Origin of the sequence: Streptomyces hazeniae (assembly GCF_031845485.1) — a bacterium.
In the GTDB taxonomy this organism is placed as follows: Bacteria; Actinomycetota; Actinomycetes; order Streptomycetales; family Streptomycetaceae; genus Streptomyces; species Streptomyces hazeniae.
In genome coordinates this window covers 90,439-105,190 of record NZ_JAVREQ010000013.1, presented here as the reverse complement: position 1 = coordinate 105,190, position 14,752 = coordinate 90,439, and the positions used below count along the sequence as shown (strand labels likewise).

Genomic DNA, 14,752 nt, shown 5'->3' with positions numbered 1-14,752 from the left:
GGCGCGCGTCGCGACGCCGGCGAGCCCGGCGGACGGGCGGCGGTGGAGTCCGGGGACGGCGCGTCAGGCGGGCATGAGGTCCTTGCGGACGAGGGTGGTGAATTCGGTGGCCGACACCTCGCGCCGGGCGTCCACGCAGGGGGCGGGGCCGCTCACCGCGGGCAGCTCGAGTGCCTTGGCCTCGGCGACGGGGAAGTCCTCCCGGGCCAGACCGAGCGTCACGTGGGGCCAGAAGCCGTCTTCGGTGATGCCCAGGCGCTGGGTGATCTCCTCCTGGAGGGCGGCGAGTTCCTGGTTGTGTCCGATGCCCAGGCGGACCTGCTCGTCCTTCTGGACGACGTCGTCGTCATAGCGGTAGGACGGGTCCTTCCGGAGGCTCCAGCTGCCGTGCCGTACCTCGCCGGTGAGGCGGATGGCCGGAGCGGGCCACGCCCCCCGTTCGATCAGGCGGTGGACGTCGGCCAGCTTCTGCTCGTCGGCGCCGTGGAGGAATGCGAGGGTGATGTGGAGGTGCTCGGGGTGCTGCGGGGTGACACGGTCGCGGCACTCCTGCTGCAACTCGACGAGAGCGTCCACGAGGGCGCTGGGGATGCCCAGCGCGACGAAGGCGTCAACGGTCCGGCTCATGGGCGGGCTCCTTGTCCATCGGCGTGTACGGGGAGGAGCCCGGCAGCGCTCCGGAGGGTGCTGCACACATGCCGGGCCTGCCGAGCTGCCACCACCGGCGATCCTTCCTGCCCGTGCACCGGCCCGCGAGCCGCCGTACGGGTGGCGCAGGCGTGCGGGGGCGCGTTCGCGGAGCTCGGTGCCCGACGCCGGAAGCCCCCCGGGCCGAGGGGCGTTCACGCCTCCAGCACGGCGCGCAGCGAGGCGTGCAGGGCGGCGACGAAGCGGTCGCGGACGTCCTCGGACACGAGGTCCAGGGACAGGTACGGGTTGAGGTCCTCCAGCTCGACCAGCAGCAGCCCGCCGTCGGCCGTGCGGCAGGCGTCGACGCGCTGGATGCCGTGCTCCAGGGTGTTCCAGTCCGCGAAGCGCTGGGCGAACTCGCGGTCGGCGCCGGTGGGTTCGTACGGCCGCAGCTCCCAGCGGCGCTCGGGATCCGGCGCGTGCAGCGCGTACTGGAGGACGCGGTCGACGAAGTAGAACGACACCTCGTAGCGGAAGTCGACGTGCGGCTGGACCAGCAGGGCGCCGTCGTCGAAGGCGAGGGTGTCCAGGTCGGCGTGACCGAGGGTCTCCAGGCCGATGGAGTCGGCGCCGGCCTTCGGCTTGACCACGTAGCGGCGGGCCGCCGGGAGCCGTCCCAGGTCGGCGCGCCGGTCCACGGTGGGGATGACGGGGAAGCCCTCGGCGGCGAGGTCCACCAGGTACTGCTTGCCGGCCATGTCGCCCCGCCCGGTCAGCGGGTTGTGCACCGGCGCGCCGGTGCGCCGGGCGACTTCGCGGAAGCGCTCGTACGCCTCCTGGTAGTGGATCACCGGGCCGCTGTTGCGGATCAGGCACAGGTCGAAGGCGTCCAGCAGCGCGGCGGCGTCCAGCGGGTGGCACAGCGCGACGTCGTAGACGTCCCGGAGCCGTGCGGAGAGGTGGGCGTCCTCGTCGCCGTAGCGGCGGCCGCGCGCCGGGTAGGTCAGGTCGCTGACGTACAGCAGGCGGGGGCGTGCGAACGGTGCCGGCATGGTTCTCCCGGGTCGGGTGTGCTGCGGCCCAAGGTAGCCGGGAGGGGCCGGGACGACGCGCGGCCCCTCCCGGCGCGTGCGCGCCGGGAGGGGCCTTCGAAGGGTCGGTCGGTCCCGGACCGGGAACGGGCCGGGACCGGATCAGCCGGGAGGCTGGTTACTCGCCGTTGCCGTTGCCGGCACCGTTCTGCGAGAGGACCGGCACGCCGTCGCTCAGCAGGTGCGACAGCGGGTCGTCGCCGTCGACCTGGGTCGAGTTCTCGGTGCAGTTCTGGTTGTTCTGGCTGGTCAGCACGTCGTTGACGTTGACGCCGGCGATCAGGCCGAGGCCGTTCAGCACGTTGGTCTTGGTGACCGGCACCGCCACGCAGGGCTTGTTCAGCGAGCCGTTCACGAGCGCCATGTTCGGGCTCATGTGGCCACCGGTGGTGGTGTTGCCGTACACCTGGTCCGAGTTGTTGCCGTTCTGCGTGGTGACGTTCTCGTTGACGTCACCGACCGCCATCGCGGGGGCGGCCACGGCGCCGCTGGCGCCGACGACGGATGCGGCGACGGCGGCCGTCGCGAAAACCTTCTTGAGCACGAGTCTTTCCTTCCGGAGTGTGAAGTGCCCGTCAGACGGGGGTTGGTCAGTCGCCGTTGCCGTTGCCGGCACCGTTCTGCGACAGGACCGGGATGCCGTCGCTCAGCAGGTGCGACAGCGGGTCGTCGCCGTCGACCTGGGTCGAGTTCTCGGTGCAGTTCTGGTTGTTCTGGCTGGTCAGGATGTCGTTGACGTTGACGCCGACGGCACCGATGCCGTTCAGAACGTTGGTCTTGGTGACCGGCACCGCGATGCACGGCTTGTTCAGCGAGCCGTTCACGAGCGCCATGTTCGGGCTCATGTGACCGCCGGTGGTGGTGTTGCCGTACACCTGCTTCGAGCCGTTGCCGTTCTGCGTGGTGACGTTCTCGTTGCCGTCACCGACGGCCATGGCGGGGGCGGCCACGGCACCGCTGGCGCCGACGACGGAGGCAGCGACGGCAGCGGTCGCGAAAACCTTCTTGAGCACGAGTCTTTCCTTCCGGATCATGGGGGTGCCCCGGTGCCGGAGCACCCTGGACAACTCCGGAGCCTCCGAGAGGTTGTTGCGGTTCACCCGTCCGGACGCGTTTGGACACCTATATGGACGATCTTCCCCCCGCAGGCCGTGACCCCCGGCGAGGAGCACAGAATGGGGGCATGACGACGCACACGGACGACGCCATGCCGGACTGGGAGAAGCGGTTCCGGGCACCCCGCGTGGGGCTGCCGGAGTGGGCGGAGGACGCGCCCGACCGTTCCCTGTTCGTCTCCAACGCCACCGGCACCTTCGAGCTGTACGCCTGGGACCGGGCCACCGGCATCCAGCGGCAGGCCACCGACCGGCCGAACGGCACCACGGACGGGGTGCTGACGCCCGACGGCGAGTGGATCTGGTGGTTCTCCGACACCGACGGCGACGAGTTCGGCGTGTGGATGCGGCAGCCGTTCGGCGGCGGCCCGGACGAGCCCGCCGCTCCCGGCCTGGAGCCGTCCTACCCCGCGGGCCTGGCGCTGGGCCGGGACGGCAGCGCGGTGGTGGGGCGCTCCACCGACGAGGAGGGATCCACGCTGCACGTGGTGCGGCCGGGCGCGGAGCCGGTGGAGATCTACCGGCACCAGGAGTCGGCCGGTGTCGGCGACCTCAGTCACGACGGGGACCTGATCGCGGTCGAGCACACCGAGCACGGCGACGCCATGCACTCGGCGCTGCGCGTGGTCCGCACCGACGGCGGCACCGTCGCCGAACTGGACGACAGCGAAGGCGGCACGAAGGAGCTGGGGCTGACCGTACTGGGCTTCGCCCCGGCCGCCGGCGACTCCCGGCTCCTGGTCGGGCACCAGCGGCGCGGCCGCTGGGAGCCCATGGTGTGGGACCCGCTGACCGGCACGACCACCGACCTGGACCTGGGCCTGCCCGGCGACGTGAGCGCCGAGTGGTACCCGGACGGCAGCGCGCTGCTCGTGGTGCACAGCCACCAGGCGCGGAGCGAGATGTGGCGGTGCGCCCTGACCCCGGACGGGCTCGGCACGCCGGAGCGGGTGGAGACGCCGAAGGGGTCGGTGTCCGGGGCGACCGCCCGCCCGGACGGCTCGGTGGAGTACCTGTGGTCGTCGGCCGCCGAGCCGCCGCAGGTGCGGTCCACGACCGGCGCGGTCGTCCTCGACCCGCCGGGCATGAAGGCACCCGGCTCGGTCCCGGTGGAGGACGCCTGGGTGGAGAGCCCGGGCGGGCGGGTGCACGCGCTGGTGCAGCGCCCCGCGGGCGAGGGCCCGTTCCCCACGGTGTTCGACGTGCACGGCGGCCCGACCTGGCACGACAGCGACGCGTTCGCCGGCCAGCCCGCCGCCTGGGTGGACCACGGCTTCGCCGTGGTCCGGGTCAACTACCGCGGTTCCACGGGCTACGGCCGGGCCTGGACGGACGCGCTCAAGCACCGCGTCGGCCTGATCGAGCTGGAGGACATCGCGGCGGTGCGCGACTGGGCGGTGGAGACCGGGCTCGCGGACCCGGAGCGGCTGGTGCTGGCCGGCGGCTCGTGGGGCGGCTACCTGACGCTGCTCGGCCTGGGCACCCAGCCGGAGAAGTGGGCGCTGGGCCTGGCCGCCGTCCCGGTCGCCGACTACGTCACCGCCTACCACGACGAGATGGAGGCGCTGAAGTCCATGGACCGCACCCTGCTCGGCGGGACCCCGGAGGAGGTGCCCGAGCGGTACGCGGCCTCGTCGCCGCTGACGTACGTGGACGACGTGCGCGCGCCGGTGTACGTCTCGGCGGGGGTCAACGACCCGCGCTGCCCGATCCGGCAGGTGGAGAACTACGTCGAGCGGCTGGAGGCGCGCAGCCACCCGCACGAGGTGTACCGGTACGACGCCGGGCACGGCTCGCTGGTGGTGGAGGAGCGGATCAAGCAGCTCCGCTTGGAGATCGAGTTCGCCCAGCGGCATCTTCCGGGGCTTCCCTCGGCTCCGGCGTGACGCCTTCTCCGGGGTCCCCGACCTCCCGGGGCTCCCCGGATGCCGGGCCGCCCGTCGCCGGAGCGTTCTCCGGCGTACGGCGGCCCGTCGGGTCCTCCGGTGGGAGGCCGAGCGCGGCGTCACGCGCCAGTTCGGCGTCCCGCCGGAAGAGCCGGAACCACATGAAGAGGACGAAGCCGACGAAGGCGAACCACTCGGCGGTGTAACCCAGGTTCTGGAACGCCTGGAGGTCCAGGCCGGTGCCGGCGGCCGCGACCGGCGGCACCGGCCTCAGCGGCGCCTCGGGCCGCTGCACGGTGATCCACGCGTCACGCACGTCGTACGGCACCACGTTGACCAGCGCGGCGGCACTGATCATGCCGAGCTGCCCCTCGGGCAGGCCGCCCGCCGGGTTCACGCCGGCGCTGCCCTCGGTCTCGGAGACCTGCAGCACCCCGGCGACCGTCACCTCGCCCCCGGGGGGCGCCGGCACCTTCGCCGGGTCGGCGTCCCCGGGCAGCCAGCCGCGCACCACGGGCAGCGCGGGCCCGGAGTCCGTACGCAGCAGGGTCAGCACGTAGAACCCGCGCTCGCCGTCGACGCGGCGGTCGGGGACGAGCAGCGGACGGCCGGTGTCGTAGCGGCCGGTGGCCTCGGCGGTGCGGCCGACGGTCTCCGTGGTGAGCGGCAGCAGGTCGGCCAGCGGCTCGGGGGTGGCGTCGGCGGCCCGTTCGGCCGCCTTCTCCTGCTGCTGGTGGCTGTCGACGCGCGCCTCGAAGCGGCTGAGCTGCCAGGTGCCCATGGACAGGCAGACCGGGATCGCGAGGGCGACGAAGAGGTTGATCCCCCACCATCGCGGGGTCAGCAGGAACCGGTACACGCGTCAACGGTACGCGGCCTCAGGCCGCGGGCAGCACCCCGGTCCGGTAGACCGTGCCGGCGCAGGCGCCGTCGAGCTGCACGGGGTCCACGGTGGGCTCACCGGCCTCGGGGGTGTGGGACAACAGCACCGCGGACGGGGGCACGGGCTCGCCGCCGCCTCCCGTGGAGCCGCCCTCGGTCCCACCGGAGCCGGAACCGCCGGTGTCCGAACCGCCGTCGCCGGAGCCGCCGGAACCGGACCCGCCGGAGCCGCCGGTACCGGAGCCACCGGAGCCACTGGAGCCACCGGTGCCAGGCTCTTCGGGTGTGCCGTCGCCGCCCTCGGCGCCTCCGCCGGTGGTGCCGCCGGAGGTGCCTGCGTCGACCACGTCGCCGGAGCTGCCCATCGGCCGTGCGCCGCCCTGAGCACCGTCGCCGCCCTCGCCGGGAGGCGGCGTGGTCGGGGAGCATCCGCTGCCGGCCGTCGGCACCCAGGCGAAGCGCACCACGTACGCGGCACCCGGTTCCAGCACCACCTCGTCGTCCACGGCGACCGGATCGGGCAGGCCGGTGGCCACGTCGCCGCTGGTGTGGTCGACGACCTGGATCATGCTGCTGTCGGCCGTGCCCTGCGCGGTGGCCATCACGATGCCGCCGCCCTCGACCGTGCAGGAGTCCGCCGAGACGTTGACCACCCGGAACGAGCCGTAGACGTGGCCCTGCGCGTCGGGCGCCTCCTGGCGGCTCTCCGAGGCGCCGAGCTGTGCGCGGGTGCAGGTGGGCGAGACGGGTCCGAGGCTGCTGCTCGGGTTGGGGCCCGTGGAGGACCCGGTGGTGGGAGCGCCGGCTTCGCCGGTGCCGCGCCCCGCGCCGGAGTGTCCGCCGACAGTCGTGTCGCCGCCGGCCGTGCCGTCGCCCTGGTTCACGCCGCCGCGCTGTTCGGCCGGCACGTGGTCCTGGGAGTGGCCGGCGTTGTGCATGGGCTTGCCGGCGCCCGGCACGAAGTCGGCGTGCAGCACGGTCGGCACGGCGACGCCGCAGGCGAGAACCGCCGCGGCGGCGCCCACCATCACGTTCCGCCGCCGGGCGCGGCGGGCGGGCACGGCGTGCTGGAGGTGCTCCAGTGTGCCGGCGGACGGTTCGATGTCGCGCACGCTGTCCTGCAGCAGGCGCCGCAGCGCGACCTCGTCCATGCCCTCGAGGTCGAGCGCGGCGCCGGAGTCTGCCTCTGCCTCTGCCTCTGCCTCTGCCTCTGCGTGACCCTCGCTGTCGGGGCCGCCGTCGGTGCGGCCGGCTTCCGGGAACGAAGCGTCGTCCGCCGGGCCCTCGTTCACGGCGGGCGGTTGCTCGTCGGGCCGCTCGGACCGCTCTTCTCCGGCGCACTGCTCGGGGGAGGGCTCGGCGTGCTCCGCCGCGCCCCCGGGGGCGGCGTCGTCCGCCGCCCGCCCGGCACCGTCGAGCGGTTCGTGCGGGTCGAACGGGTCGTGCCGGTCGTGCGACGTGCTCATGCGGTCGCCTCCATGGCGACCCTGAGCGCGGCGATGCCGCGCGAGCCGTACGCCTTCACGGAACCGAGCGAGAGGCCGAGGACCTCGGCGACCTGCGCCTCTGTCATGTCGGCAAAATACCGCAGCACCAGGACCTCGCGCTGGCGCCGCTGGAGCCCGCGCAGCGCCTGCTTCAACTCGTCCCGCTCCATGCGGTCGTAGGCGCCCTCCTCGGCGCTGGCCATGTCCGGCATGGGCTTGGACAGCAGCTTCATGCCGAGAATGCGGCGGCGCAGCGTGGACCGGGAGAGGTTCACCACGGTCTGCCGCAGGTAGGCCAGGGTCTTCTCCGGCTCGCGTACGCGTTTGCGGGCGGAGTGCACGCGGATGAACGCCTCCTGGACGACGTCCTCGCAGGAGGCGGTGTCGTCCAGCAGGAGCGCGGCGAGGCCGAGCAGGGAGCGGTAGTGCGTGCGGTAGGTCTCGGTGAGCTGATCGACGGTGGTGCCCAGGGTCATCGCCTCGTCAGCGCCTCCGCATCCGGACGCGACCCGCGCGGGGGTCGTCGCCGTCTGCGGCGCCGACCAGGGCGCCATCACGGGCATGCCTGCCGAGCCGGGGCGCCGCAGGCTGCGGACGCCGGGGCCGGGTGCTGTCGCGATTCCGAGTGCCTCTGCCACGCTGGTTGGACACGCATCCCCCCGTCAGGGTTGTACGCGGATTCCCAGGCGTCGGGGCGGAGTGTGCATGCTCGGTGAAGTCCCATGCGTACCAGCCCCATCCCTCAAGTCCGCCGTCGTCCCGATCTCCAAGCGACCCAGGGCTCCGGCGCCCGGTCGTCCGGGTCGGCGATGCACACAGAGACGCTCCCCGCCCACAGTCGGTTGCGGTGGCCGGGGGGTCGATTCTCTTTCAACCAACGGCTGCTAGCTAGTGGCCTGGACCATCAACCGATCACAATTTCTTCACAGAAACCGGAACGGCGCGCTCGGGACCACACGGCGGGGTAAATCCGTGCCGTATCAAGGCTGTTCGCCCCGATCAGCCTCATCGGCCCGGTCGGGTACGGCTGGTCCGGTAGGTGCCGTCAGCCCGGAGATGCGACGAGTTCCGCGATCTGTACCGAGTTGAGCGCGGCGCCCTTGCGGAGGTTGTCGCCGCAGACGAAGAACTCCAGCGCCTGCGGGTCGTCCAGCGCGCGGCGCACCCGGCCGGCCCACGTCGGGTCGGTGCCGACCGCGTCCGCCGGGGTGGGGAACTCGCCCTCGCCGGGGGCGTCGCACAGCACGACACCGGGTGCGGCGGCGAGGATCTCGTGCGCCTGGGGGACGGTCACCTCGTTCTCGAACCGCGCGTGCACCGCGACGGAGTGCCCGGTGACCACCGGCACGCGGACGCAGGTGACGCTCACCGGGAGCTGCGGCATCCCCAGGATCTTGCGCGTCTCGGCGCGTACGGCCATCTCGTCGGTGGTCCAGCCGTCGGTCGTCCCGGCGCCCGCGAACGGGACGACGTTGAGGGCGATCGGCGCAGGGTAGGGGCCGGCGCCGGTCACGGCGCGGCGCACGTCGCCGGGCTTGGTGCCCAGGTCGGTGCCGGCGACCTCGGCGAGTTGCCTGCGCAGGGTGTCCACGCCCTCCCGGCCGGACCCGGAGACGGCCTGGTAGGTCGACAGCACGAGAGACTCCAGGCCCCACGCGGAGTGCAGTGCGCCGACCGCGACGATCAGCGCCAGCGTCGTGCAGTCGGGGGAGGCGACGATGCCGCGCGGCCGCACGCGGGCGGCGTGCGCGTTGATCTCGGGCACCACCAGCGGCACGTCGTCCTCGGCCCGGAACACCGCGGAGGAGTCGATCACCACCGCGCCCTTGGCGGCGGCGACCGGCGCCCACTGCGCGGCGGCGTCGTCCGGGAGGTGGAACAGCGCCACGTCGACGCCCTCCAGCGCCTCCTCGTCCAGCGCCAGGACCTCGACCTCCTCGCCGCGAACGGGGAGCTTGCGGCCCGCGGACCGCGGGGACGCGAGGAGCCTGATCTCGCCCCACACGTCCCGCCGTTCGGACAGCAGTCCGCGCAGCACCGACCCGACGGCCCCGGTCGCGCCGAGCACCGCCAGGGTCGGTTCCCCGCCTGTCTTCACCGGGACCTCCCGGTCGTCCACGTCCGCCTCACGTGCCGGACCTGCCGTGCACCTGCCTCAGCGACCGGTGCCGCCGTAGACCACGGCCTCGTCGGTCTCGCTGTCGAGACCGAACGCCGTGTGCACCGCGACGACCGAGTCGTTGACGTCGTCCTCGCGGGTGACCACGGAGATACGGATCTCGGAGGTGGAGATCAGCTCGATGTTCACGCCGGCGTTGGACAGCGCCTCGAAGAAGGTCGCGGTGACGCCGGGGTTGGTCTTCATGCCCGCGCCGACGAGGGAGATCTTGGCGATCTGGTCGTCGTAGCGGAGCGAGGCGTAGCCGATGCTGGTCTTGGCCTTCTCCAGCGCGGAGATGGCCTTCTTGCCGTCGGCCTTGGGGAGGGTGAAGGAGATGTCGGTCAGGCCGGTGGTCGCGGCGGACACGTTCTGCACGACCATGTCGACGTTGATCTCGGCCTCTGCGATCACCCGGAAGATGGCCGCGGCCTCACCCGGCTTGTCGGGCACCCCGACGACGGTGACCTTGGCCTCCGAGGTGTCATGCGCGACACCCGAGATGAGGGCCTGTTCCACTGGCATTTCCCCTTGTCCGCTGTAGCCGCCCTGCGGCTCGCTGCTGACCCATGTGCCCTCCAGGCCGGAGAAGGACGACCGTACATGGATCGGGATGTTGTAGCGCCGCGCGTACTCGACGCAGCGGTGCAGCAGGACCTTGGAACCGGAGCTGGCCAGCTCCAGCATGTCCTCGTAGTTGATCCAGTCGATCTTCTTCGCCGACTTGACGACCCGGGGGTCGGCCGTGAACACGCCGTCCACGTCGGTGTAGATCTCGCAGACCTCGGCGTCCAGGGCGGCGGCCAGCGCCACCGCGGTGGTGTCCGAACCGCCGCGGCCCAGGGTGGTGATGTCCTTGCTCTCCTGGGACACACCCTGGAAGCCGGCGACGATCGCGATGTTGCCCTCGTCGACGGACGCCTGGATGCGTCCCGGGGTCACGTCGAGAATCCGCGCCTTGTTGTGCGCGGAGTCCGTGATCAGACCCGCCTGGCTTCCGGTGAAGGACTGCGCCTCGTGGCCGAGGGATTTGATCGCCATGGCCAGCAGAGCCATGGAGATGCGCTCTCCGGCGGTCAGCAGCATGTCGAACTCGCGCCCGTCCGCTACCGGGGACACCTCTCCAGCGAGATCGATCAGCTCGTCCGTCGTGTCGCCCATCGCAGAAACCACCACGACAACCTGGTTGCCGTTCTTCTTGGCTTCGACGATCCGCTTGGCAACGCGCTTGACGCCCTCGGCGTCGGCAACGGAGGAGCCGCCGTACTTCTGCACGACAAGGCCCACGTGTGCTCGCTCCTCGAGTCTCACCGGGGCTCATTTCGGCCGGAGCCCCGCGTTCGGCCCATTTTACCGAGCAGCCGGGATCCGACCGTCCGCTCTCACGCTGTGAGACCGCGCCCGGCCCGCCGTCGGCAGGCGGCCGCGCACACAGCGAACTGGACGAGTGCTCGTGTCTGACCCGCCCAGCGAAGGTTCACCTGCCCGATGCCCCCGCCCGCACACGGAAACGTGCGGCACCTCACATGTGGACCCGGCGTCGGGGCGCTGCGCCGAACGGGTGAAGGTCGCTCCCCTCCTCACGGAACGCGATCACGGGGCGGGTCCGAGGCCGCCGCCGCACCGCGCACGTCGGCCGGGACCCGGGCCTGCTTCCGCTCGCGCTCGCGCTCCGCCTCGAACGGCGACTTCGACGCCTCCCGGGACGCCTTCACCGCGAAGTACACGCATCCGCCCCAGGTGAGCACCCCGGTGACGAACAGAGTGAGCGCCGACGCAGGCTCGGCGACCTGCAGCCCCCACGCGGCCCAGACCTGCAGCGTCCCCGCAGCACCGACGACCTGTGCCGTCGCGGTGTGGTCCTTCTTCCGCTCCATCCGCTCCCCCTCCCCCGCTGTACATCCCCCGGCGCACACGTTCCGTAACCTCGCGGTGGGGAACAGTGACAGCGCGTCGCACGTTCCACACGGCGGACCATCATCGACGAGAGGACGGACGGCATGCCCCTGAAGGGTGAGTACGAGCCGAGCCCGGCGAAGTGGGTGCGGGACCAGGTCGAGCTGTACGAGAGTTCCGGCGGCACCAAGGGCACCACGATGAAGGGCCTGCCGGTCATCGTCCTGACCACGCGCGGCGCGAAGAGCGGCAAGATCCGCAAGACCCCGCTGATGAAGGTCGAGCACGAGGGTGCCTACGCGGCCGTCGCCTCCGTCGGGGGCGCCCCCGACCACCCGCGCTGGTACCACAACATCGTCGCCGACCCGCGCGTCGAGCTCCAGGACGGCGCCGTCCTCCAGGACATGCACGCCCGCGAGGTCACCGGCGAGGAGAAGGCCGTCTGGTGGCGCCGCGCGGTCGAGGCGTTCCCGCCCTACGCCGAGTACCAGGAGAAGACCGACCGCGAGATCCCCCTTTTCCTCCTCGAGCGCGCCGACGCCCCGCACTGACGCCTGCCGTCCCGTGGCCTGCGGGGGAACGGCGGGCCGCCTGCCGTTCCCCCCGCAGGCCCCCGCAGGCCGCGGCGTTCGGCAGTGCCGGAGAGCACGGCCGAAGGCACGTAGGGCGGGTGCAGGCGGGACGCGGCGGATTCAGTCCGGTGCGCCCGGGGCGAGGGCCGGGGGGACGTCGCCCGTCTCGAGGAGGGACTTGAGGGCCGCGAGGAGGGCGGGCCAGCCCTCCTGGACCATCCCGCGGACGGTGCTGCCGGGCTCGAAGCCGTCGTGGACGACGGTGAGCCGGACCAGGCCGTCCATGGGGGTGAGCTCGAAGGTCACCTTCGAGCGCTGCTCGGCGGTGAGCCGTTCCAGGGCCTGGGTCCCGCCCACGGCCCGTGCCCACTCGGGCGTGAACGTGTGCCAGGTGTACGACAGCCGCCGGTACGGCTCGGACTCCAGCACGACCTGCTCCGGGTCGGCGGTGGCGTGGCCGCGTTCCGCCCAGGTCATCTGCGAGCCGGGCTTCCAGTCCGTGCCGAACTCGACGCCCCAGTAGCGGCGGGTGAACGCCGGGTCGGTCAGGGCCTGCCAGAGCTTCTCGGGCGTGGTGGCGATGTAGGTGGTGTAGACGAACGCGTCGCCGGTGTCGTCGCGGTTCATGCCGGGGGCCTCCAGTGCGGTCTTCAGGTCGGCGAGCGCCTGCGCCCGCTCGCGGTCGTAGCGGCTGATCCAGCGGCCGGCGAGGGCGTTGATCGGCTCGGCGTCGAGGTGGTGCAGCTTCTCCCTGCCGCGCCGGAGCGTGGTGATCAGACGGGCGTCCTCGAGCACGGCCAGGTGCTTGCTGACCGACTGGCGGGTCATGTCCAGTTCCGCGCACAGTTCGCGCAGGCTCTGCCCGTTCCGGGCGTTGAGACTGTCGAGCAGCCGGCGCCTGCCGGGGTCCGCCAGCGCCTTGAAGACCTCGTCGTCCATCCCCACCGCTCCTCCATTCATGCAACCGTGCGGCTGCATGTTTGACGATAGGCAGCCACTCGGCTGCACGTCAAGGTGAGCCCGCGGCGGGCGGCGGCCGGGAAAACGGCTGGCTCCTGGACACCCCGCACTGGGATGGTGCGCCCCGTAGGCGAGCCGACGTGAGCGGCGCGAGGACGGAGGAACGGCACGTGAAGCGGAGCGGACACGCCGAGACGGCCGATCGGTGGTTGCTGCGCCTCGCCTTCGCGGCCTTCGCCCTGCTGGGCGCCCAGGCGGGCGTGTGGGCGGTGCTGCTCGCCGACCTGGCCCGGGTGACCGGCACGGATGCGCCCCGCCTCGGCGCCGCGCTGACCGCGCTGGCCTGCGTCGCGGTGCCGTCCGTCCTCGTCTCCGGGCGGATCGTCGACCGCCTGGGCCGGCGTACGGGCGTCGTGGTCGGCTGCACCGGCTCCGGGCTGGCCTTCGCCGCGCTGAGCACGGTCGGTTCGTACGGCGCGATGATCGGGCTGTTCCTGCTCTTCGGGGTGCTGTGCAGCCTGTACGACGTGGTGGTCAACGTGCTCGGCGGCGACTACGAGCGCCGCACCGGGCGGGTGATGATGCCGCGCCTCCACGCGGTGTTCAGCGGCGCGGGGGCCGCGGGGGCGCTCGCGGCGGCGGCGACGGTCGGCCTCGGCGGCGGCCACCGAGCGGTGTTCGTCGCCACGGGCGGGCTGCTGGTGCTGCTCGGCCTCGCGGGAACCGCCGTGCCCCTGCCGCCGCCGCCCGCGGCGGACGACGCCGAGGCCGGCGCGGCCGAGGCCGGCGCGGCCGAGGCCGGCGCGGCCGAGGAGGCCGACGGCCGGGAGGAGCGGCCGGCGCGGCGCGGGCTGCTCTCCGTCCTCGCCCTGCCGGGCGTGGGGGCGGCCGCCGCGCTCGTCACGCTCCAGTTCTTCAACGACGGCGCCGTCGAGGGCTACAGCTCCCTCTACCTCCGCCAGGTACTGGAGGCCGGAGCGCTGGTCGGCGGAGTCGGCATCGCCGCCTTCCACCTGGCGACGATGACCGGGCGCATGGTCGCCGACCGGGTGATCGGCGCGTTCGGCGAGGGGCGCGTGGTGACCGGTGGCGGCGTGATCGCGGCCGCCGGTTTCGTCCTCGCACTGAGCACGGACCGCGCACCGCTGGTCGTGGCCGGACTCCTCCTCGCCGGGGTCGGCGCGGCGCCGCTCGTGCCGATCGCGTACTCACTCGCCGCCCGGCGCAGCGGCGCCCGGAGCGGGGCGGCCGCGTCCCTGGTGACCGCGTGCGGCTACGTCTCCTTCGTCGCCGCACCGGCCGTGATCGGCGCTCTCTCCGCGGCGGCCGGCCTGCGCCGGGCACTGCTCTGCCTGATCGTGAGCGCCGCCCTCGTCGCACTGGTCGGCCGCCGGGCCCGGCACCTGCGCGGCGGCGGGGGCGACCGGCACGCCCCGGCGGCACCGGAGCCGGGTGGCGAGCGCGCGTCCCGCTGACGGAGCGCCCGGGCGCTCCGCAGGCCTACGCCCAGCGGAGGAGTGCGACACGCAATGTGGCGGATTGTCCGGGAGGAACCGGAGCGCGACGCTGGAGGCGTACCACGGCCGCCGGAAGGACACGTCATGCCCGTGCAGCTCAACCACACGATCGTCGCCGCCACCGACAAGGAGCGGTCCGCGCGGTTCCTCGCCGACCTGCTCGGCCTGGAGGTGCAGCCGCAGTACGGGCCGTTCCTGCCGGTCGTCACGGAGAACGGCGTCGCACTGGACTACGCCGACGCCGGGAACCGTCCCGTGACGCCGCAGCACTACGCGTTCCTCGTCTCGGAGGACGAGTTCGACGCGATCTTCGCGCGCATCAAGGACGCGGGCCTCACCTACTACGCCGACCCGTTCCACCACCGGGTGAACGAGATCAACCACCACGACGGCGGCCGCGGCGTCTACTGGGAGGACCCGGACCGGCACAACATGGAGATCATCACCCGCCCCTACGGCGGCTGAGGACAGCAGCCCCCGGCAACGCGTCGGGCCCGTGGGTGCGCACCGGTGCGCACCCACGGGCCCTCGGCCGGAGCTCGTCAGGTCAGGTCACGC

15 protein-coding genes are annotated in these 14,752 nt (G+C 72.8%); 4 read left to right on the top strand and 11 right to left on the bottom strand.

Annotated features, from left to right (window positions below; genetic code table 11):
- Positions 1 to 63: 63 nt before the first annotated feature.
- From RM572_RS15905 to RM572_RS15890, 4 genes are all read right to left on the bottom strand, one after another.
- On the bottom strand, positions 64 to 627 hold the full coding sequence (locus RM572_RS15905; protein WP_311674002.1) for a 2'-5' RNA ligase family protein: 564 nt from the start codon (positions 625 to 627) through the stop codon (positions 64 to 66).
- Positions 628 to 842: 215 nt separating this feature from the next.
- Positions 843 to 1,682 (bottom strand): ATP-grasp domain-containing protein, encoded by an 840-nt coding sequence (locus RM572_RS15900; protein ID WP_311674001.1) that lies wholly within the window; start codon positions 1,680 to 1,682, stop codon positions 843 to 845.
- A gap of 157 nt (positions 1,683 to 1,839) precedes the next feature.
- On the bottom strand, positions 1,840 to 2,265 hold the full coding sequence (locus tag RM572_RS15895; protein ID WP_311674000.1) for a rodlin: 426 nt from the start codon (positions 2,263 to 2,265) through the stop codon (positions 1,840 to 1,842).
- Positions 2,266 to 2,311: 46 nt separating this feature from the next.
- Positions 2,312 to 2,734 carry a rodlin gene (locus RM572_RS15890; protein WP_136183073.1) on the bottom strand — a complete coding sequence of 141 codons (423 nt, stop codon included), beginning with the start codon at positions 2,732 to 2,734 and terminating at the stop codon, positions 2,312 to 2,314.
- 170 nt (positions 2,735 to 2,904) lie between these two features.
- Between RM572_RS15890 and RM572_RS15885 the strand changes: the two genes are divergently transcribed.
- Positions 2,905 to 4,722 (top strand): S9 family peptidase, encoded by a 1,818-nt coding sequence (locus tag RM572_RS15885; RefSeq protein ID WP_311673999.1) that lies wholly within the window; start codon positions 2,905 to 2,907, stop codon positions 4,720 to 4,722.
- On the opposite strand, the gene RM572_RS15880 is transcribed toward RM572_RS15885, so the two are convergent.
- From RM572_RS15880 to RM572_RS15855, 6 genes are all read right to left on the bottom strand, one after another.
- Positions 4,652 to 5,581 (bottom strand): SURF1 family protein, encoded by a 930-nt coding sequence (locus RM572_RS15880; protein WP_311673998.1) that lies wholly within the window; start codon positions 5,579 to 5,581, stop codon positions 4,652 to 4,654. The genes RM572_RS15885 and RM572_RS15880 overlap by 71 nt on opposite strands.
- Before the next feature lie 19 nt (positions 5,582 to 5,600).
- A complete protein-coding gene (locus RM572_RS15875) occupies positions 5,601 to 7,070 on the bottom strand; it encodes a hypothetical protein (protein ID WP_311673997.1) in 1,470 nt (489 codons plus the stop codon).
- The gene (locus RM572_RS15870) at positions 7,067 to 7,729 is read right to left on the bottom strand and encodes a SigE family RNA polymerase sigma factor (RefSeq protein ID WP_394813615.1); all 663 of its coding nucleotides are present in this window, start codon (positions 7,727 to 7,729) and stop codon (positions 7,067 to 7,069) included. Before RM572_RS15870 ends, RM572_RS15875 begins: the two co-directional genes overlap by 4 nt.
- Before the next feature lie 407 nt (positions 7,730 to 8,136).
- The gene (locus RM572_RS15865) at positions 8,137 to 9,189 is read right to left on the bottom strand and encodes an aspartate-semialdehyde dehydrogenase (protein ID WP_311673996.1); all 1,053 of its coding nucleotides are present in this window, start codon (positions 9,187 to 9,189) and stop codon (positions 8,137 to 8,139) included.
- Positions 9,190 to 9,246: 57 nt separating this feature from the next.
- Positions 9,247 to 10,536: an aspartate kinase gene (locus RM572_RS15860; RefSeq protein WP_027765291.1), complete on the bottom strand. Its 1,290-nt coding sequence runs from the start codon at positions 10,534 to 10,536 to the stop codon at positions 9,247 to 9,249.
- Positions 10,537 to 10,829: 293 nt separating this feature from the next.
- The gene (locus tag RM572_RS15855; protein ID WP_311673995.1) at positions 10,830 to 11,126 is read right to left on the bottom strand and encodes a hypothetical protein; all 297 of its coding nucleotides are present in this window, start codon (positions 11,124 to 11,126) and stop codon (positions 10,830 to 10,832) included.
- 123 nt (positions 11,127 to 11,249) lie between these two features.
- Between RM572_RS15855 and RM572_RS15850 the strand changes: the two genes are divergently transcribed.
- Positions 11,250 to 11,696 (top strand): nitroreductase family deazaflavin-dependent oxidoreductase, encoded by a 447-nt coding sequence (locus RM572_RS15850; protein WP_027765293.1) that lies wholly within the window; start codon positions 11,250 to 11,252, stop codon positions 11,694 to 11,696.
- Between the two features lie 141 nt (positions 11,697 to 11,837).
- On the opposite strand, the gene RM572_RS15845 is transcribed toward RM572_RS15850, so the two are convergent.
- The gene (locus tag RM572_RS15845; protein ID WP_311673994.1) at positions 11,838 to 12,656 is read right to left on the bottom strand and encodes an ArsR/SmtB family transcription factor; all 819 of its coding nucleotides are present in this window, start codon (positions 12,654 to 12,656) and stop codon (positions 11,838 to 11,840) included.
- Between the two features lie 191 nt (positions 12,657 to 12,847).
- Between RM572_RS15845 and RM572_RS15840 the strand changes: the two genes are divergently transcribed.
- Together RM572_RS15840 and RM572_RS15835 are read left to right on the top strand one after the other, a co-directional pair.
- Positions 12,848 to 14,152 carry an MFS transporter gene (locus RM572_RS15840; protein WP_311673993.1) on the top strand — a complete coding sequence of 435 codons (1,305 nt, stop codon included), beginning with the start codon at positions 12,848 to 12,850 and terminating at the stop codon, positions 14,150 to 14,152.
- A gap of 126 nt (positions 14,153 to 14,278) precedes the next feature.
- The gene (locus tag RM572_RS15835) at positions 14,279 to 14,659 is read left to right on the top strand and encodes a VOC family protein (protein ID WP_311673992.1); all 381 of its coding nucleotides are present in this window, start codon (positions 14,279 to 14,281) and stop codon (positions 14,657 to 14,659) included.
- The last annotated feature ends 93 nt before the right edge of the window (positions 14,660 to 14,752 follow it).